Origin of the sequence: Staphylococcus simulans, assembly GCF_002994445.1 — a bacterium.
Lineage (GTDB): Bacteria > Bacillota > Bacilli > Staphylococcales > Staphylococcaceae > Staphylococcus > Staphylococcus simulans_B.
This window is the reverse complement of sequence record NZ_MRZJ01000001.1, coordinates 636,559-658,775: the sequence shown is the minus strand read 5'-3', so window position 1 is coordinate 658,775 and position 22,217 is coordinate 636,559. Positions and strand designations below refer to the sequence as shown.

Here is a 22,217-nt window from a genome sequence, read left to right as displayed (position 1 = left end):
TGATGATAATGAGAGAGAGAATTTTTTTATCAACGCCACATATGGGAGGGACAGAAACTCGTTACATAGATAAAGCATTTAATGATAATTGGATTGCACCGTTAGGGGAGAATGTCACTGAATTTGAAAACGATGTAAAAAGATATGTGGGTAAGGATTATGCATTAGCTACAGCAAGTGGTACATCGGCTATTCATTTAGCGCTAATTGAAGCGGGCATATCAAAGGGTGATATAGTATTTTGTTCATCCCTTACTTTTTGTGCAACTTCAAACCCGATTTTGTATCAAGGTGCAATTCCAGTATTTATAGATTCAGAAGTAGAATCCTGGAATATGTCACCTAAAGCTTTGGAAAAAGCTTTAAAAAAATACGAAGAAAAAGGTGTAATGCCTAAGGCAGTATTAGTAGTTAACTTATATGGACAATCTGCAAATTTTAATGAGATTTCTTCTATTTGTAAACGTTATAATGTTACTTTGATTGAAGACTCAGCAGAATCTTTAGGTTCTACTTATGAAGGAAACATGAGTGGAAGCTATGGTGATTTTAGCATTTTCTCTTTTAATGGTAATAAAATAATTACTACTAGTGGAGGAGGTATGCTGCTTTCTAATAACAAAGAAAGAATTGAACACGCTTTATTTTTAGCTACCCAAGCTAAAGACAAGGCTCCATATTATCAACATACCGAGTTAGGCTTTAATTATCGATTAAGTAATATATCGGCAGGTATCGGCCGTGGTCAAATGGAAGTGATTAACGATCGTGTAAGACGCCGAAGAGAAATTTTTGATATGTACTACCAAGAATTAAGTCAAATAGATGGCATTAAATTTCAACCAGAATTATCAAACAGTAAATCGAATCGATGGTTAACAGCTTTAACTATCGACCCAAAAAAAATAAACATTTCAGCAAATGAATTAATTACAGAACTAAACAGAAAAAACATTGAAGCTAGAGCAGTTTGGAAACCTATGCACCTTCAACCACTTTATAAATCATATGATTATGTTTATATTGATGTTGATAATGCTGAAAAGTTATTTAACGAGGGAATATGTTTACCGTCAGGATCAAATATGACAAATGACCAAGTTAAAGAAGTAATCACAGAAATCAAAGAACTTTTAAAATAATAATATTTAAAAATGAGGGATATAGATGAGAGAGACAAAAATCGCAGTAATCGGCATGGGTTATGTTGGAATGCCATTAGCTATTGCATTTGCAAAACATTTTGATGTGATTGGCTTTGATATTGATAAAAATAAAATTAATAAATATCAAAGACATGTTGATCCTACTGGAGAAGTAGGAGAAGAAGTATTAAAGAATACAACATTGAAATTTACATCAGAAGAAAAGGATTTGGCGGATGCTAATTTCTTTATTATTACTGTTCCAACTCCTATCAAACAAGATAATACTCCAAATTTAGAACCTATAGAAGGTGCAACAGAATTAGTAGCAAAATATCTAAAAAAGGGAGACTATGTTGTTTATGAATCAACTGTATATCCAGGGGTTACTGAAGAGGTTTGTGCTCCATTATTAGAAGATATTTCTGGATTAAATGTAATTGAAGATTTCAAAGTTGGATATTCTCCTGAAAGAATAAATCCAGGAGATAAAAAAAATACTGTTGAGAATATTATTAAAATAGTATCTGGGATTGATGATGAATCGTTGAATGTAATTGCAGATATTTATGGTAAGGTCATTAAAGCTGGAATTCATAAAGCTTCTACTATCAAGGTAGCAGAAAGTGCAAAAGTTGTTGAAAATAGTCAAAGAGATATCAATATTGCTTTCATGAATGAATTATCACAGGTCTTCAATTTAATGGGAATTAACACACATGAAGTAATTGAAGCGATGAATACTAAATGGAATGCTTTAGGTTTCTATCCAGGATTAGTAGGAGGACACTGTATAGGTGTAGATCCATATTACTTTATATATAGAGCAGAGAATCTTGGTTACCACTCTCAGATTATTACTGCTGGTAGAAAAATAAATAACAATATGGCTACTTTTGTTGTTAATAATATTATTAAAGAACTGATGAAAAAGGGTAAATCTTCTGATGCAACCGTTTTAATTGCAGGATTGACATTTAAAGAAAACACACCAGATTTTAGAAATTCAAAAGTTATGGAAATGATAACTGTTTTAAATGAATTTGGTATTCGTCCAAAAGTAGCTGATCCATATATAGAAAACTTTAATGGTGAAATCGAAGCGGATATTGTGGACATTAATGATTTCACTGAAAGTGTTGATTTACTGCTATATGCCGTGAACCATGATGCATTCAAAAAGTTAGATGACAAAAAATTCTTGAGTTTACTTAAAAATGATTCCTCAATTATTATTGATTTGAAAAACAGATTTAAAAAATATGGAAACGAAAATATTACTTATTGGTCTGTATAAAGGAAGGGGTAGATGTTATGAAAGTTTTGCATATTAATAGCAATTACCTACACTCACCATTATACAGTGAAATGATTAGCAAGATGGAACAAATAAATATTGATAGTGATGTTTTGATGCCAAGAAAAGTTGAAGATGAAAGTAATGTTAAATGTAATCTAGTAGAAAATAACGCACAAATCTATCACAAACAATTTTTAAAGCCAATAGATCGTTTTTTGTATTTTAAAAAGCAAAATAAAATAACTAAATGGATTAACTCATTGGAAATCAATGTATGTGAGTACGATATTATTCATGCACATACATTGTTTTCAGATGCTTATCAAGCTTATAAGCTTGATAAGCCTTATGTTGTCACTGTAAGAAATACTGATATTAATTTTTACATGAAATACTATAAACATTTGCTGCCGATTGGTAAGAAAATTTTGAGGAAAGCTAGTAAAATTATTTTCTTATCAAAATCTTACGAGAAAATCACTGTAGATAAATTGTTTAAGGATAAAAGAGAAAAAGCAGATATATTACAAAAATCATATGTAATACCTAATGGGATAAATGATTTTTGGATAGAACATGCTAATAACGACATCAAAGAAATTGGGGATAAAGTAAATATTGTATGTGTTTGCAGAATTATGAAAAACAAGAACTTGAGTTTTTTAGCAGAAAACTTAAAATCAGAAAATCTTGGCATGAGCACCAATATATATGTTATTGGAGATGTAATTGAACAAGAATATTACGATAAATTAAAAGAGTTTGAGAATATAGTCTTTTTAGGAAAAAAGGATAAGGAAGAAATAATTGAAGTTATGAAAGACATGGATATATTTTCAATGGTTTCTTTCAATGAAACATTTGGCTTAGTTTACTTGGAAGCACTAACACAAAACCTACCTGTTATCTATACAAAGAATGAAGGGTTTGATAAGTATTTTAAAGATGGTTTGGTAGGTTATCCAGTTTCACCTACTAATAATGACGAATTGATCACTAATACTAAAAAAATTATCGATAATTACGGTTCGATACAAAAAAACATTAGTCAATTAAATAAAGAAGATTTTTCATGGACGAGTAACGCATTACAGCATAAGAAATTATATGAGTCAATAAAGGCAAGTGTTCTTAAATGAAGTTTATAAAAGACATGATGATTAATATACTGTCACAAGGTTTATTTATAGCAGTGCAACAATTATTTTTGTTTCCAGATTTCGAAAAATCACTAGGGCAAGAAGATTTTGGTAGATTTTTGATAATATATGGTTTCTTTAATGTTTTTGTTATTACATTAAATGCAAGTTTTACAAATCTTTATCAAAAAAAGTTCAACACCTTTACTGAAGAACTTGAAAATAAAGATGCCTTGTATATTTATTATAAGAAACTGCTAACTTATATAACGCTTATTTCAGTAGCTTTTTCTTTCTCAATATTGATATTAGATATAGGAATTGTTGAATACCTGCTTCTATACTTATTAGTTCTATTTACATCTAGCAGGATGTTCTTGCTAGTACATTATAGAGTGAAAAAAGATTTTATTAAAATATTATACGTTAACTTGGTATTAAGCTCAATGTATGTTTCTTTATATATTCTTCATGTGGAAACAGTTAGAGATATACTACTTTATTTCGTTGCTATAGAACTGGTTATTAACATTTTTGTTTTTGTGATTTTAAAAATCGATATATTATCATTGATTAAATCAAAAAAGTATCAATTCGAAAATTCAGCATTAACCTTTTTATTGATTTCTGGTTGCGCTGGTTCTTTAATGAATTATTCTGATCGATTTATTACTAGTTTTCTAATTGGTGCTGGTAGTGTATCTGTTTTTTATATAGCCACACTGCCAACTAAATTGATGTTATTTCCTTTTACTATGATTTCATCAGTTATTCTAAGTTATATTGCTGACACAGAAAAAATTACACGTCTCATTAAAAAGCGAGTACTAATACTGCTTCCAATAGTGAGTTTGGTAGTATTTGCTGTTTCTTATTTTGTTGGATATATTCTGATATATTTCCTTTATAATGATTACTTAGAATCTATTAAAACTATATATATATTTGTAACGATAACGTTTGGATTGATTTGTGCAGATTATATTATTAGAAGTTTTCTCGTTAAATACTATTCATTGCAACGTAAAGCATTGATAGATATTTTGACACTAGTGTTTTTCATTGCATTATCATTTGCAATCTTTACAATTGAACAAAGTTTAGTGGCAATTGCAATCGCACAGTTAGTTACATATTCTATAAAGCTAATTGTTCAACTATATATCTTTTCAAAATTAAAAGTATAAAACATATGGAGGTTAATGATGATTAACACCTTAAAAGTAGCTGTAAGAAAAGCCCTTTTACGTAAAGAAACACAAGCATTATATAAGAAGATGAGTAAAATCAAAGTCAGTTTGATGAGAGTTTTAAGCGATGAGCAATTTACTAAATTGAATATAAGAATGAATACTGGTATAAACCTAAATCTAAAAAATCCTCAAATGTTTGTTGAAAAAGTAAATTGGTTGAAGTTAAATTATAGAAATGATCTTCAGACAGAATATACAGATAAATATTTGATGAGAAAACATTTAATCAACCATGGATATAGTCACTTACTTCCGCCTCTAATAGGTGCTTATAGTGAATTTAATAGTATCAACTTCGATAGCTTGCCTAATAAAGTTTTTTTGAAAACTAATCATACTTCTGGTGTAAACCAAGCAATAGAAAAAAATAAAACTAACCTTACTAGAGCTAAACGTAGATTTGATGCAGCAATGAAAGATAACTACTTTAAGTACTCTAGGGAATGGAATTATAAGAATATCAAACCTAAAATACTTGTTGAAGAATACTTGAACTTAGACGATTTTGTTGACTATAAATTTTTTGTTTTTGAAGGAAAAGTTGAGTTCTTTGGAATAATAAAAAATATTAATGATAGTCAGGGTAACCAATCATTAAATAGTAAGATAAATTTGTATGATACTTCTTTGAATAGAATGAGTATAGATATAAAAAGAAATGAGTTTGATGATGATGGTTTTGAATTTAGTGAATATTTACCGGAAATGATTAAAGTTTCCGAGGATCTTGCTTCAAAATTTCCGTTTTGCAGAGTCGACTTTTTTGTTAGTAAAGACAAATTATACTTTGGTGAAATGACATTTCATCCTAATGGTGGGCAATTGGTATTATATCCACTAGAAAATGAAATGAAATTTGGTGGGAAAATTCATTTAGAAAAAATACCTGAAAATGAATTGAAAACGCAACTTAATCATTGATGGTTAAGGAGGTAATGTATGAACAACAATCTAAATAAAAATAGTTTCACAATAAAAATATCAACAGTAGTAATATTTATATTGTACTTATTAATTTTAATCGGATCACTCAACGCAACTGAGTCAGCTACAGTAATTATTGGAACAATTGCTTTGTTTTTAACATTTTTTATATCTGCATTTGGTGTATTAATTTATTTAGGTAAGGGAACAAATCTAAAAAAGTCACAGTTATCAATATTAATTTTAATACTTTTACTTTTCATGGTTTGTATTGCTTCTATATCAAATAATACTTTTGAGGCAAAAGATATAATCAATACAATACAAATGGTTGCATGCTTGATAATTATTTTATATTTATCTTTTATAAAAATCGGGTTTACAGAGCTAAAGTATTTAAATTCATTAGTTATAATTTTCGTGCTTTTTCATTTTGTTATATGGATAGTCATGGGTATGCCAGGGTTCTTTGCTAGTATTTATAATAACTCAAATTTAATAGGCCCTTTCATGTTCTATACTTCGTTCTTTTTGATTTTAGGACTAAAATACTCGAAACTGAAAATTATATATATAGGGTTACTCCTCATAAGTTTAATACTTGTTTTAGCGAGTGATACTAGATCTATACTTTTGAGTATTGCTGTAACATTAATTGTATTTATATTATGGAGAATTATTACATCTTCACAGGTAGTAGGTCTTCTATTCTTTGTTTCTGTAATTTTACTTAGTATTGCTTTTATTTATGTATATCCATTATTACCAACATTTAATTTCTTTATGCCGATTGAGCAATGGATGCTGAACCACACAGGAAAAAGTATAATGTCAGGGAGAAACGATTTATGGATTCCCTTAACAGAGTTAATTAATGAAAAACCTTGGTTTGGTTATAGTCCAGGTACTATGGCTGAAGAATTATATTCTCATGATCAGTCACCACATAACTTGTACTTAAACATTTTAATGCAAATTGGTTATGTTGGTTTGATTATAATTGCAGTTATATTTTTGCTTTTATGGAATGCAATGATAAAAAATAAGAATAGTTTTACTGTAAAATTGGCGGCAAGTTATTTTATGGGAGTTATAGTCCATCAATCTTTTGAAATTACTTTATTCCAAAATCAATTATCTGTAGGTTTATTACAAGTTTTCATTATTGGAATTGGTTATAGTGTAGCAATTAACTCTGAAGAAAATGAGACGCAGCTTAATCGTTATTAAAAGTGGAGGTTTTAAATCTTGAGGAAAATATGGATAATTAATCATTACGCTACAGACAATTATTTTAACGAGGGTGGTAGGCATTACTGGTTTGCTGAATACTTAAAAAAAATGCGGAAATGATGTTACAATTTTTTGCGCAAATACAAGACATAATTCGGCAGATATAATTGATACAAAGAACAAATTATATGCTGAAAGGGTTAAAAATGAAATACCATTTGTTTTTGTCAAATCACACCCATATAAATCTAATAATCATCACAGAATTTTCAATATGCTTTCATTTACTAAAAGATTATTGAGTGTAGCCAAATCCTATAGTAAAAGGTATGGAAAACCAGATGTGATCTTAGCTTCAAGTGTTCATCCTTTAACATTAATTGCTGGTTTGAAAATTTCAAAAGAAATGCAAGTGAAATGTATAGTAGAAGTAAGAGATTTATGGCCGGAAAGTATAGTAGCATATGATATTTTAAAAGAGCGTAATCCTATTACACAGTTTATGTATCAAGCTGAAAAGAAAATTTATGAAAAAGCTGATGCAATTATTATGACATGGCCAGGTGGAAGAGATTATATAAAATACAAAGGCTGGTTTAACAAGATTTCTGAAAATAAAATTTATCATATAAGTAACGGTGTAGTTTTGAAGTCGTTTGAAGAAAATGCTGAGAATTTTCAAGTACATGATGATGATTTATTAAATAAGGAATGTAAAAACTTTGTTTATACTGGTTCAATTAGACAAGTTAATTATTTGTCGCTGTTAGTTGAAGCTGCTAATATAATTGAAAAAAAATATCCAGAATCTAAGGTTAAGCTCCTTATATATGGTGATGGAGATGAAAGACCTGAGTTGGAAGAAAAAGTTGAATCTTTGAATCTTTCAAATATTATATTTAAGGGTAAAGTTCATAAAAAGTATGTACCATATATTTTAAAAAATTCATATGCAAACATATTACACAATCGTAGTACAAAATTAGATAAATATGGCCAAAGCCAAAATAAATTATTTGAATACTTAGCAGCTGGCAGACCAATTATTCAAACATATCAAACAGGGTATAGTGTGATCCAAAAAGAAAATTGTGGTATTTGTGTTAGTAAACAGACACCAGAAAATATTGCAGAATCTATACTTAAACTCGCAAATAATGAAACGATATCAAAAATACAAGGGGATAATTCAAAAAAAGTTGCTAAAAATTACGACTTTGAAAACCTCACAAATAAGTTAATTGAAATAATAGAGAAGTAAAAATATATTCATCGTTGTTGATCATTACACTTTAATATTTATTGATACACAAAGTATTTGTATACCAAAGCCAGGGAAGAAGGATGAATTGTCTTTCCTGGTTTTTTGGTGTGCTTTTTTATGGAGCAGAACCACATTGGATAATATAAGTTTAATACATACAAAATTAATAAATAGAAATAACTAATGGCTATATTTTACTTTTTCAAATAAGGATTGTGTTATAATAACGAATGTATTAAGTAGTGCATGTCATAATCATTACTATTTAATATGATAAAACGCAATAGGTAGGAGACATCATGAATAAAAATTTAGATTTGAAAGGCTTAATTCAAATAATAAAAAGCAACTTGATTATGATCTTGAGTGCGATGGTGTTATTTGGGTTTATCAGCTTTCTTATTACACAATTTTTAATAACACCGCAGTATACAGCTACCTCTCAGGTGATTATTAAGCAAAGTAAAAATGATAGAGGTAATTTATACAGTAATCCCACTGAGGTTCAAACGAACATTCAATTAATCAAAACATATTCTCAACTGATTGGATCAGATGAGGTGAAAGATAGTGCAGTACAATTACTGAAAAAACAAGGTATAACAGTTGAAAATAGTGATATTGCTGTGAAATCAGAAGAAAACTCTCAATTAATTAAAATTATCGTTAAAAACGAAAGTCCTCGTAATGCGGTAAAACTCGCAAATGCATTAGCAGAAACTTCTAAAGGCAAAATCAAACAAGTTATGGGTGTAGACAACTTATTTGTGTTATCTAAAGCCAAATACGAACAAGTCGTCCAACCTACAAGTCCAAATGTTTTGTTTAATACAGTGCTTGGTATTGTCTTTGGATTGTTCTTATCTATAATAGTTATCTTCTCTAGAAAAATGTTGGATAACAAAATAGATAATGAAGCAAAAGTAGAGGCATTACTGCATCTGCCAGTAGTAGGGAAAATCAGTGATGTAGGTGGTAAAAAACGATGAGTAACGATAATAAAGTTTATGCACATAGTTCTGATGACATGATTAAAGAACAAATTAAAGTACTGCGTACGAATTTAACATTCTCTCGCAATAGTACAGAAGATAATATCATAATGATTACCTCTTCAAAACCGGATGAAGGCAAGACTTTTATTTCAAGTCAGCTTGCACAATCATTAGCTGAGTCCGAATATAAAGTGCTTGTAATTGATGCGGACTTGCGAAAACCTTCGATTCATAAATACTTCAATGTACCCAATAACCATGGGTTATCAAATGTAATCGGCGGCCGCAACGAACTTGAAGAAACAATTATTACTGATGATGAAAGTAATTTAAGTGTATTGCCTTCAGGGACAATCCCGCCGAACCCAGCCGAATTACTAGACACCAAACGATTTGAAACAATCATTAATACCGTGAAAAAAGACTATGACTTTGTGGTGATTGATACACCGCCGGTATTGCCGGTTACTGACAGTCTGATTATCGGTACACTTGCGGATCAAACCATACTAGTAATCAACAGCCAATCTACCTCTAAAGAAGATGTAATAGAAGCAAAACAAAAATTAGATAAATTGAACATCTTTATCTTTGGCGTCGTGTTGAATAGATTAAAACGCGTACATCAAGAACAGGGTTACTATAAATATTAGTAGGAGAACATCATGAAAATAATGTATGTGATTACGAAAGCAGATATTGGAGGTGCACAAACGCATCTCATTCAACTTGCGAATTATTTCTCTCATAAGCATGAGGTAATTGTAGCAGTTGGAAGTAAAGGACCGATGCTGAATGCATTCAATGACAAAGTAAAAGTGATTCAATTAGAACATTTAAAAGGACCGATTTTATTTAAAGAAGATATTTTCGGTGTAAAGGAGCTTGAAAGCCTGATTGCACTGATTCAGCCTGATATTTTGCATTTGCATTCCTCAAAAGCAGGCGCATTAGGCAGATTAGCACAACGTTATGCACACACTACGCACACGAAAGTATTATTTACAGCACACAGCTGGGCATTTACAGAAGGTGTGAATCCTCTTAAAAGAGTGGCTTTTAAATTGATTGAAAAGTATTTATTGAAATCTACAGACAAAGTCATTTGTGTTTCGGATTATGATAGAAAACTAGCACTTCTGAACCATTTTGACAAAGAAAAACTTTGTACGATTCATAATAGTGTTGCACAGCCGAAAGATAATGTTTTAGCAACGATACAAACAAAACCGCAACAACCTGTCGAATTTGTAATGGTGGCACGTTTTGCATATCCAAAGATGCATCAAGCAGTGATTGAAGCGGTCAAATTATTAAGAGAATCTACCGACCAGTCGTTCAATGTGACTTTTATCGGAGACGGCGATACATTCAAAGAAAATATTGCTTTAGCCGCTTCACTCGGCCTAAATGACATCATCACTTTTAAAGGCAATGTGGATCACGTCAGAGCAGCTTTGCATCAATACCATGTCTTTATTTTAATGAGCAAACATGAAGGTTTGCCAATCAGTATTATTGAAGCAATGTCAGAAGGGTTACCTATTATTGCGAGCAATGTAGGCGGCATCAGCGAACTTATAGAGGATAACGGAATATTATTAAATCAAAATACGCCTTATGAATTAGCACAAGCTATGCAATCATTTTTAGATACAGAAACTATTCAAAGTAAAGCACGTGCTTCGTATAAAAAATATGAAGCGGAATTTACGGAAAATAAAATGATGAAAAAGTTGGAACGTATTTATGAACCAAGTTATTAAACATGATCGTTATCTCAAAATATTGCTGATTTGCTTGGCTGTCTTTATACAGCAATCTACATTAGTAGCCAGTTTTAATGCTTCATTATCAGATGTTGTCTTGATTTTGCTTTGCATTCATATTTGGCGGCATTACCGTAAATTAATGCGAGGAAAAAGTTTTATTTTATTCTTTGTCTTGTTAATTTGTTATCGATTCTGTGTCACAATAGGAATTTTGTTTTTAGATAGTTATATGACTTTGACGATGAAAGAAATATTAGCTTCTGTGATTAAAATCAGTGTTACCTTTACGTATTTTATACTTGGATACAATCTAGTGAAATTCAAAAATGAAATACCATCATTTTTTAAAGCATATATTATTTCCAGTGCAGTCATCGGGTGGATATGTATTTTAGGTAGTTTAACGCAGCAAGCTTTCATTGTAAAATACTTCTTCTTTGATGACATCCGTGCACAAGGTTTAATGAATGACCCGAACTATTTTGCGTTAACACAAATGGTGGCCTTATGTTTAAGTGTCAATCTGATTAAGAATAATGTATGGAGAGCTCTAGCAGTTTTAACAGCTGTTTGTGCGATTTTCTCATCTGGTTCTAAAACAGCATTGATTATTATGATAATTATCAGTGTGGCATTATTCCTTATCAAGTTCAGTAACATTACTATTAAAAGCTATCTTAATATTGCGGTCATTGCTGTAATCTTCATCTTATTTGTCTTTATCTTTATGAATTTTAAAGTTATTAATTTTGAAATATTTAAGCAAATTCCTTCGGTTGAACGTATGATGACTGTATTCTCTGGTACATCAGCGATTGATGACAGCGGATCTAACCGTTTGGCAGTATGGGAGAATGGTTTGGAAATCATTAAATATACTTTAGGGTTCGGTGTCGGCTTATTTGATTATTCTCATGTCGGGTTGACCATCAATCATGTAGGAGAAGTAGCACATAATACTTATATTCAAATTGTAGGCGAGTGGGGAATTATCTTCTCTGGTGCATTCTTTTGCTTTATAGCTTCGATACTGATTCGTATTTTCAGAACACGACCTTTTGAAGTATTCAGCTGTCTGTTTGTTTCATACTTAGCCATTATTATTTACAGTTTTACCATTTCATTGAACAACTCACGTTTTGTGGCCATTGCGATAGGATTATTAACAGCATACGCTGCGTGGAAAGACAAGGTAAGAGGTGATGCGGATGAATAAAAATTCTTTGAAGGAAAATTTGATTTTCCAAGGTTTGTATCAAATTATCCGCATCATTACACCTATTATCACAATCCCTATTATTTCCAGAGCTTTCGGTCCGAGCGGTGTAGGTGTTACTTCATTTTCATTTACTATCGTACAGTACTTTTTGATGTTTTCTGGGTTAGGTATTCAACTCTACTTTAACCGGTTGATTGCAGAAAATGATGCAAACAAAGCACAACTATCAAAGACATTTTGGAATATCTTTATGAGTAAGGCTATTTTGTCTGTTGTTGTATTAATACTGTATATCATCACGATTCATTATTTTATAACAGAATACCGCTTGATCTTTTACTTGCAAGGTGTCTTCATTGTCGGTTCATTCTTTGATATTTCTTGGTATTACGCAGGTATGGAGAGATTTAAACTGCCAAGTATCATCAATATGCTTATGTCGATGCTCGTATTAATTGTGGTAGTCGGATTTGTTCATGACCAATCGGATATGGCACTTTATGTATTTATTATTGCGGCGATTACAGTATTTAATCAAATTCCGCTTTATTTCAATGTATTTAAAGAAATCAGCTTTATTACAATCGATTGGCAAGAAGTTTGGACTATTTTGAAAACATCATTTGCCTACTTTTTACCAAATGGCCAACTGAATCTCTTTACCAGTATTAACTGTCTGATTATAGGGTTAATGATGTCGTATAGAGATGTAGGGATATTTGCGAATACCTTTAATATTTTAACAGTAGCGATTATTTTAATTAATACGATTGATTTAGTGATGATACCGAGATTAACAAGAATTACACGTGAACATAACCATTCAATTCAGCGGATTCTAGAAAACAACATGCATATTCAATTAATGCTGACGATTCCTATGGTGTTCGGCATTGTCGCAATTATGCCTGATTTTTATCAATGGTTTTTCGGTAAAGCATTCTATGAATCTGTGCCTTTAATGACAGTGTTATCAATTTTGCTGCTGATTATTCCGTTGAATATGATGATCAGCCGACAATACTTGCTGTCGCAAAATATGGTGAAATCGTATAATTTATCGCTGATTGCAGGCGGTATTTTAAATATTATTTGTTCCATTGTACTGGTCTTGCCCTTCGGGCTGTACGGCATAGGCTTAGCAAGAATAGTGGCAGAGATGATGATTTTGATTTGGCGTTGGATTGATATTAGAAAATTAAACATTGTATTAGACTATCGCAATATCATTAAAGCACTGTGTGCTTCAGCAGTAATGTACTTAAGTATTATGCTGGTTGCACATTATCTGCACCATCCGGTTATTACTACATTCATTGAAATCATGACAGGTATTATGCTTTATTTGGTGTGTAACTTAATATTAAGAAATAAATACTTGCTGATTGTCCTCAATGGAATTTTAAGAAGGGAGCGTTCTTCATGATTGATATACATGATCATATCGTTTGGTCTATAGATGATGGGCCTAAAAGCCTGGAAGAAGCGATAGAAATGGCAGAATATGCATATTCTATCGGTATTAGAAAGATTATTACTACGCCGCACTATAAAACGAATGTCTTCGAATCTGATAAACATGAAATCCTGGAAAAGGTGGAGATACTTAATACACACTTAGCAGAAGCAGGAATTGATATCACAGTCAAAGGTGGGCAAGAAATTCATTTGGATGAAAAGTTTTATATCCATTGGGATAATGATAAACTTTTGAATCTCGGTAATGGCAGTCTGTATTACTTAGTGGAATTGCCTTTTGACAATTATCCGTATTTTATTAAGGATATTTTAGTTTCATTGGTCGATAAAGGTTTTGTGCCGGTTATTGCTCACCCTGAGCGCAATGCACAAATCAGAAATAATCCGAAAATGCTTGATCAGCTGGTAGAAATGGGATGTCTGCTTCAAATGAATGCGGCTTCTATTTTAGGGGATTATGGCCGTGATGTTAAAAAGACTGCGAAATATATGATTAAACATAAAAAGTTTCATTTCATCGGCAGCGATGCCCACAATAATAATAAACGTATCTTTTGTATTGATAAATGTTACAACAAAATTAAAGACGAAGAATTTAAAGCTTACTTAATGAACAACTCAGAAAGGATATGGCAGGATAAAAAGATAGATGCTTACAGGTATTTAAAATAATGAATACAAACCATAAAACAGTTTCAGTCGTCATTCCGTATTTCAAGTCGAGTGAAACAATTGAAAGAGCAGTCAACTCAGTTTTAGAACAAACGGTTCAACCTAAAGAAATTATTATTGTCAACGACTTCAGCAATACTCCTGAAGATGATAATAAATTAGCTGAATTAAGCAAAATAGAGACAGTGAAAGTCGTTTCGTTAAAAGAAAATGTAGGATGCGGCAACGCTAGAAATAATGCATTATCTATTGCATCAGGGGACTATATCGCATTTTTAGATTCAGATGATTCATGGACAAAAGAAAAGTTAGAAGTACAGTTGAAAGTTATGGAAACAACAGATGCTTATTTCAGCGCACATCAATCTGCACAATTTGAAGGTTATGTGCCAAGTGATAAAGCACATTTCAGTGTTAAACGACTGCATCTTATTCCGATTTTACTCAAAAATATAATCCCAGTACGTTCAGTTATGATGAAAAACGATGGGCAATATGCATTCAAACATAGAATGCGTTATGTAGAAGATTTGATGTTATGGGGTGAAATACTAGGCGATCACCAAAAAGGTGTCTTCATCAATAAAGTGATGTGTTTCTCTTACAAAGAGGACTTTGGTGAAAGCGGCTTAACAGCCAACTTAAGAAAAATGCATGAAGGTGTCTTGTTCGTCTTCAGAAGTTTATACAGAGATAAAAAGATCAATCGACCTACCTTTTTACTTGTCACTGGATTCGAGAACTTAAAATATCAAATCAGAAAAGTAAGAGTGTGGCAACGCAGCCGGTTTAAAAAATAATAAGTATAAATTTTAAAAATCTATTCAGATGCATCTGTGTAAAGTGATTTGCGCAGGTGCATTTCATTATTATCAGTGTGTTTAAGCTGAAATAAACATACAAAAAGTGTGACACATACACTATAATATATGATGTGCAATATAAAATAATTCGAAAACATCTTTGGAGGACATCATGGAAAAGAATATTGATATCGCAAGTCTATTCGCAATGCTGAAAAAGTATTATAAATTATTGCTGATAGTTCCGATTATATTGGCCGTTTTAGGATGGGGAGTCAGTACATTCTTGATTCATCCTAAATATTCAGCTACATCACAAGTACTGGTCAATCAGACGAAAACTATTAAGCAAATCTTAGATCAGCAGCAGCAATCTAACAGCCAGCTCGTTAAAACTTATACAGAAGTCATTAAAACATCGAAAATATTAGATGAAGTTTCAAAAGAACTGGATCACAAATATTCAGCCAAAACGCTAGCTGGTATGATTAATGTAAATAACCAAGCGGGGTCAGAGTTGATTAATATCAACGTCGTAAGCAAGCACCAAAAAGATGCGGTTGCAATTGCGAATACTACCGCACGTGTTTTCAGCAATCATGCGGATTTATATATGAACATTGATAAAGTTTCTGTTTTGACTAATGCATCAGATGCAGTGAAAGTTTCACCGAAACCTTTGAAAGCTGCTGTAATTTGTTTCGTCTTTGGTGCAATTGCAGAAACGATTGTTATTTTATTAGTATTCCTTTTAGACAAAAGAGTCAAAAATGAAAGTACAGCCGATTGGTATTTGAAATTACCTGTATTAGGCGTAATCAAGAAAGTTAAAAGCAGTAAGCATCATGAAGCCCATCAACAAAATCAGATACTTGGTATGGATTTCAAAGCAGTAAAAGCAGAGGACCGAACAGCATTCTTCCAACAAGTGAATCAGATTCAAGCAAATCTTGCTATGAATGATGACTTGAAATCTGTTGTGATTACTTCTGAACGTGCAGCAACTGGAAAATCATTGCTTTCAGCCCATCTTGCGGCTATGTATGCCAAAGCGGGTTATCGTACGTTGTTGATTGACGGTAATGTATATCACCCGTCACAACATACTATATTCAATGTTAAAAATGATAATGGCTTGGCTGACAACTTAGCGCATCCATCGAAAATCAGCGAGGGTATTCAATCTACAACAATTACAAATTTACAGCTATTAACTGCAGGTAATGAGATTAAGCGTTCAACTGAATATTTCAGTGCATCCAAATTACAAGCACTGATTCAATCATTGAATGAAAGTTATGATGTGTTAGTGATTGATACCGCTTCTCTAGAAGAAAGCCCAGATGCCCAATTATTCGCCAAAGCAAGCAAAAATGTATTAATGGTGGTTGACGTGAAACGTAATCATGCAGAAGCATTACAACGGGCTGAAAAATTACTGCAAAGAACGAAAGCAGCTATTTTAGGAGTTGTCTTAAATAAAGCCTAAACTAATCACAAAAGAATCAAAGCAGCTGTATATACTTATACGTTAAGGACGCTGCTGTTTGAAGGTGAGATAAAATGTTTAATCAACAAGAATTACGCAACAAGAATTTATATAGCAGGGAAGTTTGCTGATGATATATATCGCAAGTGCTTTAATTATACTGATTTGTATCATTTATTTCTCCCGGATCCAATTAAGCAAAGGTGTGTTATTACTGTTATATATGGTGTTAACAGGCAATTTGTTTTATGAGCTGCTCAACAAAAGCATTACTAAATCTACTGATTATTTATCTTATTTAATCGGATTTGAAGAAGTCATGCATGCAAGTTTCGGTCATGTACTAGATGTGCATATATTTGAACCTGTATTTACAGTCATTTTATGGATCTTATTGCATACAGTACCTGACTTAACCTTTACGGTTTTTGTTTTAGCAACGAATGTACTGATTACTATTGGATTGTACCGCTTCTTTGAAGACAAACACTTATCATTATTTGCTTTAGCAATATATACGTACTTCCCGATGTTTTTAGTCATGTCTACAAACATTATCAGACAAACCTTTGTATTTGGACTATTACTCATCATGTTCAACTTTAAAGGCATTAAGCGTTTATGTATCTTTATATTTCCTTTACTGCATTCATCAAGCTTTTTGATTGTCTTGATTCTGCTTATTAACAAGCATATTAAAGTGAAATATGCAGTGTTAGGTTATTTATTTGCTTGTGTGTTGTTTGTGACAGATATCAATCGTAAATTATTCGGAACGCTGCCAATGTTCAAACGTTATACATCGCCGCTTTATTACAGCTTGTCTGAATCCAGCGGGAATCGTTTAGACTTTTTGATTTTTACAACTGCTATCATTGTTATGGCTTTTGTTCTTTATAAATCGCATATTATCACTGCAGGTTTAATGAACTACATGTTATTGACGGGCAGCTTGTTTTGTTTGTTAGGCTTCTTAGCCTTTTCAGATCGTATTGCGATGTATAATTGGTTTTTCTTAATCGTTTTATTACCATATGGTATGCAATTTCTTAAAGATAAAATATTGTATTTTCGAGTGTCGCAAGTGCATGGGGATATACGCAAACAGCAGAGTGCAGAGTAAGGATTATGTAATGTTTGGATAGTTAAAAAGTAAAAAGGAAGATTTTCATCTGGTTGAGATTGAAAATCTTCCTTTTGGTTTTTGATATCTTGTTTTAAAAGGGCGGATTATTTACTTAATAAATTTGTATCCACTGCGTCAAACCCTTTTTCTGAAACACGTACATCATTTATTTTTGTACCATCCCATTCGCCTTCAACATAGTCTTTATCAAAAAGGACTTTGAGGTTGTCTAGGAAAGTTGCTTTGTCTTTGTCACAGAAATAATCATCATGAAGCGTATGTGAATCTTTGAAATCGTTGGCTTGTTTTGGTGACATACCTGCATTTAAATGTTCTGTGTAGTACTTATAAAGCACTGCGACGATAAATGCTTGATCTCTTGTGATATCATCCATTTTACTTCACCACCTTCAACAAACTATCCGTATAAACCAAATTTTTATACAATGTTAATAGTATACCCTTTTCATATAAAATTGAACCTTCTTCACAGAAATGTAGAAAATGGGGGGGAGAAAAGCAATGGTCGCTTTTCTGGTAGATTTACGCTATAATGGAATGATGAATTTTTAAGGAGTCGATAAAAATGGCAGTGAAACCTCTTGTATCTGCGAACAGTAAAATTTTGCGCCAACCTGCAGCAAATATAAATAAGTTTGACAGTGACTTAAAACAGTTATTATTAAATATAGAAGATACTTTGTATGATTGTGAAGCGTCAGCGTTATGCGCACCGCAAATCGGGGTTTCACAACAAGCAGCCATTATAGATATGGAAGCGGAAGGTTTATTACAGTTGATTAATCCGAAAATTGTTCGGCAATCTGATGAAACGATTACAGATTTAGAAGGCGATGTTTCATTTCCTGGTGTTTTCGGGACAGTAGAGAGAAGCAAAATGATTGTCGTTCAAAGCAATGATTTGCAAGGCAACACAGTAGAACTAACAGCCTATGATGATGTTGCGAGAATGCTGCTGCATATTATAGATCAATTAGAAGGCATTCCATTTACCGATAAAATAGAAAAGCAATTGACAGAAGAAGAATTGGAGGCGTATTTAGAAGATGAGTAGAATTATATTTATGGGAACACCTGATTTCTCTACAAAAGTATTAGAAATGCTGATAGCTAAAGAGGATGTTATCGCAGTGGTGACACAACCAGACAGACCGGTAGGACGTAAACGTGTGATGACACCTCCGCCTGTTAAAAAAGTTGCTTTAGAGCATGGAATTGAAGTCTATCAACCTGAAAAGATTTCAACTTCAGAAGACTTGCAGAAGTTGATTGATTTAGAGCCTGATTTGATTGTAACAGCTGCATTCGGGCAAATTCTGCCTAAAGCTTTATTAGATGCACCAAAACTTGGTGCGATTAATGTGCATGCTTCTTTATTACCGAAATACAGAGGCGGTGCACCGATTCATCAAGCGATTATCGATGGCGAAAAAGAAACAGGTGTCACAATTATGTATATGGCACCTAAATTAGATGCGGGTGATATTATTTCGCAGCAAGCCATTGAAATCGAAGAAAATGACGATGTGGGTTCAATGCATGATAAATTAAGCTTCTTAGGTGCAGATTTATTAGCGAAAACATTACCGGATATTATTAATGGTACTAATGACCGTATCGAACAAAATGAAGCAGAAGCCACTTTTGCGTCAAATATCAGCCGAGAAGATGAACGTATTGATTGGACACAGCCTGCACAAGCAGTTTACAACCATATCCGCGGTTTATCACCATGGCCTGTAGTATATACTAAATTGGATGATACGAATATGAAGTTATATGCGGCAAAAATTGTTGAAGGCAAAAACGGCGAACCTGGAGAAATTATAGAAACAACGAAAAAAGCGATTATCGTAGGAACAGGTTCAGCGGATGCGATTGCCTTGACTGAAATTCAATTATCAGGCAAAAAACGTATGCCGACTGCAAATTTCTTAAGCGGTTATCAAGATGACTTAGTTGGGAAGGTCTTAAATTAATGCAAACAGTGAGAGAAGCAGCATTTGAAACTTTATTGTCGATTAACCAAGACAAAGCGTACAGTAATTTGAAAATTAACGAAGTACTGAAAGAAAGCGAACTGAGCCGCGCAGATAAAGGCTTATTCACAGAATTAGTCTATGGTACTTTAAAACATAAATTCACTTTAGATTATTATTTAAAGCCGTTTGTACAAACAAGAATCAAAGGGTGGATGCGTACGCTTTTATGGATGAGCATCTATCAGTATAAGTATTTAGATAAAATACCAGATCATGCGATTATTAATGAAGCCGTAGAAATCGCAAAACAACGCGGCGGCCTGCATAACAGTAAAGTTGTAAATGGTATTTTGCGTAATATGATGCGCAGCGTATTACCAGACCCATCAGAGATTAAAGATGATCAGCAGCGTATTGCGATTGAATATAGTCTTCCTAAATGGATTGTAAAACACTGGGTCACTCATCATGGACTTGAAACAACTGAAGCCATCGCAAAATCTTTGATTGAACGTCCGGGACAAACAGTCCGTGTCAATACGAATCGTACAACTGTTGAAGATGCGATTTCAAGATTAGAAAAGGAAGAGTACGAAGTACAGCAAGATAACGATATTGCATATTGTCTGCATATCTATGGCCGTCCAGTCGTTGAAAGCCGTGCATTCAAAGACGGTTATGTATCGATTCAAGATAAAAGTTCGATGTTCGTCGCTGAAATTTTAGCACCAACTGAAGGTGAAATGATTTTAGATGCCTGCAGTGCACCTGGCGGAAAAGCTTGCCAAACAGCAGAATTGCTTCAAGGCACTGGACAGGTTGATGCGACAGATATTCACGAACACAAAATTGAATTGATCGAACATAACATCAAGAAGCTGCGTTTGAAGAATGTACATGCCTTCCAACACGATGCGACACAGCCTTATGATAAAAAATATGATAAAATTTTAGTGGATGCACCCTGCAGCGGGTTGGGCGTATTGCGTCATAAACCGGAAATAAAATATGCACAGACAAAAGATACTGTAGACGGTTTGGTCGAATTACAGCTGGAAATCATGAATAATATTAAAGATTTCGTAAAACCGGGTGGCGTAATCGTCTATTCAACATGTACAATAGAACAGATGGAAAACGAAAATGTTATCTATACATTTTTAAAACAAAACAAAGACTTTGAATTTGAACCATTCTCGCATCCTAGAACAGGAGAGAAGGTCAAGACGTTGCAAATCTTGCCGCAAGACTTTAATTCAGATGGTTTCTTTATTACAAAGATAAGAAGAAAGGAAAATTAAGTAATGATTACTACTCAAAAGAAGAAAAAGAATCGTTTTCTTCCCGATTTTGACAAGCAATCAATCTATTCAATGCGTTATGAAGAAATGCAAGATTGGTTAGTGGAACATGGCCAACAGAAATTCAGAGCAAAGCAGATTTTTCAATGGCTCTACGAAAAACGTGTCGATAGTATCGATGAAATGACAAACTTATCTAAAGACTTGCGTGAATTGTTAAAGGACACTTTTACAATTACAACACTAGAAACAGTTGTGAAACAAGAAAGCCGTGACGGTACCATCAAATTCTTATTTGAGCTGCAAGACGGCTATACAATCGAAACAGTATTAATGCGTCATGAATACGGCAATTCTGTTTGTGTGACAACACAAGTCGGCTGCCGTATCGGTTGTACGTTCTGTGCATCAACATTAGGCGGTTTAAAACGAAACTTAGAAGCAGGGGAAATTGTTTCTCAAGTATTGACTGTACAAAAAGCTTTAGATGCGACAGATGAACGTGTATCGCAAATTGTTATTATGGGTATCGGCGAACCGTTTGAAAACTATGATGAAATGATGGACTTCTTAAGAATTGTCAATCATGACAATGGTTTAAATATCGGTGCACGTCATATTACTGTTTCGACTTCAGGTATTATTCCTAAGATTTATGACTTTGCGGAAGAAGATATTCAAATCAACTTTGCGGTCAGCTTGCACGCAGCAGATGATGAAATCCGTTCTAAATTAATGCCGATCAACCGTGCATACTCAATCGATAAATTAATGGAAGCTATCCATTATTATCAAGAAAAGACGAACCGTCGTATTACATTTGAATATGGTTTATTCGGCGGCGTAAATGACCAATTAAAACATGCGAGAGAATTGGCACACTTAATTCAAAAATTGAACTGTCATGTCAATTTGATTCCTGTCAATCACGTGCCGGAACGTAATTATGTTAAAACTCCGAAAGAAGATATCTTCAAATTCGAAAAAGAATTGAAGCGTCTGGGCATTAATGCGACAATTAGACGTGAACAAGGTTCAGATATCGATGCCGCATGCGGTCAATTAAGAGCGAAGGAACGTCAAGTAGAAACGAGGTAGGA

Annotated in this window: 21 protein-coding genes and 1 pseudogene; 21 read left to right on the top strand and 1 reads right to left on the bottom strand. The window is 32.8% G+C overall.

Annotated features, from left to right (window positions below; genetic code table 11):
• Positions 1–2: 2 nt before the first annotated feature.
• The 17 genes and pseudogenes from C7N65_RS03275 (at position 3) to C7N65_RS03200 (ending at position 17,810) form a co-directional block, all read left to right on the top strand.
• Positions 3–1,142 (top strand): DegT/DnrJ/EryC1/StrS family aminotransferase, encoded by a 1,140-nt coding sequence (locus tag C7N65_RS03275; RefSeq protein ID WP_415918785.1) that lies wholly within the window; start codon positions 3–5, stop codon positions 1,140–1,142.
• Between the two features lie 25 nt (positions 1,143–1,167).
• Positions 1,168–2,442: a nucleotide sugar dehydrogenase gene (locus C7N65_RS03270; protein ID WP_105993033.1), complete on the top strand. Its 1,275-nt coding sequence runs from the start codon at positions 1,168–1,170 to the stop codon at positions 2,440–2,442.
• Between the two features lie 17 nt (positions 2,443–2,459).
• Positions 2,460–3,584: a glycosyltransferase family 4 protein gene (locus C7N65_RS03265; RefSeq protein WP_105993032.1), complete on the top strand. Its 1,125-nt coding sequence runs from the start codon at positions 2,460–2,462 to the stop codon at positions 3,582–3,584.
• Entirely contained in the window at positions 3,581–4,771 is a 1,191-nt protein-coding gene (locus C7N65_RS03260; RefSeq protein ID WP_105993031.1) for a hypothetical protein, read from the top strand. The genes C7N65_RS03265 and C7N65_RS03260 overlap by 4 nt, the downstream gene beginning before the upstream one ends.
• A gap of 18 nt (positions 4,772–4,789) precedes the next feature.
• The gene (locus tag C7N65_RS03255; protein ID WP_105993030.1) at positions 4,790–5,758 is read left to right on the top strand and encodes an ATP-grasp fold amidoligase family protein; all 969 of its coding nucleotides are present in this window, start codon (positions 4,790–4,792) and stop codon (positions 5,756–5,758) included.
• A gap of 18 nt (positions 5,759–5,776) precedes the next feature.
• Positions 5,777–6,991 (top strand): O-antigen ligase family protein, encoded by a 1,215-nt coding sequence (locus C7N65_RS03250; RefSeq protein WP_105993029.1) that lies wholly within the window; start codon positions 5,777–5,779, stop codon positions 6,989–6,991.
• A 127-nt stretch (positions 6,992–7,118) separates the two neighbouring features.
• Positions 7,119–7,631, top strand: a pseudogene (locus tag C7N65_RS12805) (glycosyltransferase WbuB); the annotation flags it as partial.
• A gap of 9 nt (positions 7,632–7,640) precedes the next feature.
• Entirely contained in the window at positions 7,641–8,255 is a 615-nt protein-coding gene (locus C7N65_RS12800; RefSeq protein WP_267894442.1) for a glycosyltransferase, read from the top strand.
• A 302-nt stretch (positions 8,256–8,557) separates the two neighbouring features.
• Entirely contained in the window at positions 8,558–9,247 is a 690-nt protein-coding gene (locus C7N65_RS03240) for a YveK family protein (protein WP_105993027.1), read from the top strand.
• On the top strand, positions 9,244–9,906 hold the full coding sequence (locus tag C7N65_RS03235; protein WP_105993026.1) for a CpsD/CapB family tyrosine-protein kinase: 663 nt from the start codon (positions 9,244–9,246) through the stop codon (positions 9,904–9,906). Before C7N65_RS03240 ends, C7N65_RS03235 begins: the two co-directional genes overlap by 4 nt.
• A 12-nt stretch (positions 9,907–9,918) precedes the next feature.
• The gene (locus tag C7N65_RS03230; RefSeq protein ID WP_105993025.1) at positions 9,919–11,019 is read left to right on the top strand and encodes a glycosyltransferase family 4 protein; all 1,101 of its coding nucleotides are present in this window, start codon (positions 9,919–9,921) and stop codon (positions 11,017–11,019) included.
• On the top strand, positions 11,003–12,241 hold the full coding sequence (locus C7N65_RS03225) for an O-antigen ligase family protein (RefSeq protein WP_105993024.1): 1,239 nt from the start codon (positions 11,003–11,005) through the stop codon (positions 12,239–12,241). Before C7N65_RS03230 ends, C7N65_RS03225 begins: the two co-directional genes overlap by 17 nt.
• Positions 12,234–13,670: an oligosaccharide flippase family protein gene (locus C7N65_RS03220; RefSeq protein WP_105993023.1), complete on the top strand. Its 1,437-nt coding sequence runs from the start codon at positions 12,234–12,236 to the stop codon at positions 13,668–13,670. Before C7N65_RS03225 ends, C7N65_RS03220 begins: the two co-directional genes overlap by 8 nt.
• Complete coding sequence (locus C7N65_RS03215) at positions 13,667–14,395, top strand: tyrosine-protein phosphatase (RefSeq protein WP_105993022.1); 729 nt, start codon at positions 13,667–13,669, stop codon at positions 14,393–14,395. Before C7N65_RS03220 ends, C7N65_RS03215 begins: the two co-directional genes overlap by 4 nt.
• Positions 14,395–15,195 carry a glycosyltransferase family 2 protein gene (locus C7N65_RS03210; protein WP_105993021.1) on the top strand — a complete coding sequence of 267 codons (801 nt, stop codon included), beginning with the start codon at positions 14,395–14,397 and terminating at the stop codon, positions 15,193–15,195. Before C7N65_RS03215 ends, C7N65_RS03210 begins: the two co-directional genes overlap by 1 nt.
• Positions 15,196–15,370: 175 nt before the next feature.
• Positions 15,371–16,687 carry a polysaccharide biosynthesis tyrosine autokinase gene (locus tag C7N65_RS03205; protein ID WP_105993020.1) on the top strand — a complete coding sequence of 439 codons (1,317 nt, stop codon included), beginning with the start codon at positions 15,371–15,373 and terminating at the stop codon, positions 16,685–16,687.
• Positions 16,688–16,817: 130 nt separating this feature from the next.
• Positions 16,818–17,810 (top strand): EpsG family protein, encoded by a 993-nt coding sequence (locus C7N65_RS03200; protein WP_105993019.1) that lies wholly within the window; start codon positions 16,818–16,820, stop codon positions 17,808–17,810.
• Between the two features lie 107 nt (positions 17,811–17,917).
• On the opposite strand, the gene C7N65_RS03195 is transcribed toward C7N65_RS03200, so the two are convergent.
• Complete coding sequence (locus tag C7N65_RS03195; protein WP_105993018.1) at positions 17,918–18,208, bottom strand: hypothetical protein; 291 nt, start codon at positions 18,206–18,208, stop codon at positions 17,918–17,920.
• A 191-nt stretch (positions 18,209–18,399) separates the two neighbouring features.
• On the opposite strand from C7N65_RS03195, the gene C7N65_RS03190 reads away from it, so the two are divergent.
• Genes C7N65_RS03190 through rlmN form a run of 4 tightly spaced genes read left to right on the top strand, consistent with a single transcriptional unit; the run spans position 18,400 to position 22,215 of the window.
• A complete protein-coding gene (locus C7N65_RS03190; RefSeq protein ID WP_105993017.1) occupies positions 18,400–18,888 on the top strand; it encodes a peptide deformylase in 489 nt (162 codons plus the stop codon).
• A complete protein-coding gene (gene fmt / locus C7N65_RS03185) occupies positions 18,881–19,813 on the top strand; it encodes a methionyl-tRNA formyltransferase (protein ID WP_105993016.1) in 933 nt (310 codons plus the stop codon). The genes C7N65_RS03190 and fmt overlap by 8 nt, the downstream gene beginning before the upstream one ends.
• On the top strand, positions 19,813–21,117 hold the full coding sequence (gene rsmB / locus C7N65_RS03180) for a 16S rRNA (cytosine(967)-C(5))-methyltransferase RsmB (protein WP_105993015.1): 1,305 nt from the start codon (positions 19,813–19,815) through the stop codon (positions 21,115–21,117). The genes fmt and rsmB overlap by 1 nt, the downstream gene beginning before the upstream one ends.
• A 3-nt stretch (positions 21,118–21,120) precedes the next feature.
• A complete protein-coding gene (gene rlmN, locus C7N65_RS03175; RefSeq protein ID WP_105993014.1) occupies positions 21,121–22,215 on the top strand; it encodes a 23S rRNA (adenine(2503)-C(2))-methyltransferase RlmN in 1,095 nt (364 codons plus the stop codon).
• Positions 22,216–22,217 lie beyond the last annotated feature (2 nt).

Coding starts and splice junctions, on each gene's coding strand:
- C7N65_RS03275 (WP_415918785.1), top strand. CDS start 3: ATGATAATGAGAGAGAGAATTTTTTTATCAACGCCACATATGGGAGGG.
- C7N65_RS03205 (WP_105993020.1), top strand. CDS start 15,371: ATGGAAAAGAATATTGATATCGCAAGTCTATTCGCAATGCTGAAAAAG.
- C7N65_RS03195 (WP_105993018.1), bottom strand. CDS start 18,208: ATGGATGATATCACAAGAGATCAAGCATTTATCGTCGCAGTGCTTTAT.
- C7N65_RS03215 (WP_105993022.1), top strand. CDS start 13,667: ATGATTGATATACATGATCATATCGTTTGGTCTATAGATGATGGGCCT.
- rlmN (WP_105993014.1), top strand. CDS start 21,121: ATGATTACTACTCAAAAGAAGAAAAAGAATCGTTTTCTTCCCGATTTT.
- C7N65_RS03190 (WP_105993017.1), top strand. CDS start 18,400: ATGGCAGTGAAACCTCTTGTATCTGCGAACAGTAAAATTTTGCGCCAA.
- C7N65_RS03265 (WP_105993032.1), top strand. CDS start 2,460: ATGAAAGTTTTGCATATTAATAGCAATTACCTACACTCACCATTATAC.
- C7N65_RS03270 (WP_105993033.1), top strand. CDS start 1,168: ATGAGAGAGACAAAAATCGCAGTAATCGGCATGGGTTATGTTGGAATG.
- C7N65_RS03225 (WP_105993024.1), top strand. CDS start 11,003: ATGAACCAAGTTATTAAACATGATCGTTATCTCAAAATATTGCTGATT.
- fmt (WP_105993016.1), top strand. CDS start 18,881: ATGAGTAGAATTATATTTATGGGAACACCTGATTTCTCTACAAAAGTA.
- C7N65_RS03255 (WP_105993030.1), top strand. CDS start 4,790: ATGATTAACACCTTAAAAGTAGCTGTAAGAAAAGCCCTTTTACGTAAA.
- C7N65_RS03220 (WP_105993023.1), top strand. CDS start 12,234: ATGAATAAAAATTCTTTGAAGGAAAATTTGATTTTCCAAGGTTTGTAT.
- C7N65_RS03230 (WP_105993025.1), top strand. CDS start 9,919: ATGAAAATAATGTATGTGATTACGAAAGCAGATATTGGAGGTGCACAA.
- C7N65_RS03260 (WP_105993031.1), top strand. CDS start 3,581: ATGAAGTTTATAAAAGACATGATGATTAATATACTGTCACAAGGTTTA.
- C7N65_RS03200 (WP_105993019.1), top strand. CDS start 16,818: ATGATATATATCGCAAGTGCTTTAATTATACTGATTTGTATCATTTAT.
- rsmB (WP_105993015.1), top strand. CDS start 19,813: ATGCAAACAGTGAGAGAAGCAGCATTTGAAACTTTATTGTCGATTAAC.
- C7N65_RS03240 (WP_105993027.1), top strand. CDS start 8,558: ATGAATAAAAATTTAGATTTGAAAGGCTTAATTCAAATAATAAAAAGC.
- C7N65_RS03250 (WP_105993029.1), top strand. CDS start 5,777: ATGAACAACAATCTAAATAAAAATAGTTTCACAATAAAAATATCAACA.
- C7N65_RS03210 (WP_105993021.1), top strand. CDS start 14,395: ATGAATACAAACCATAAAACAGTTTCAGTCGTCATTCCGTATTTCAAG.
- C7N65_RS03235 (WP_105993026.1), top strand. CDS start 9,244: ATGAGTAACGATAATAAAGTTTATGCACATAGTTCTGATGACATGATT.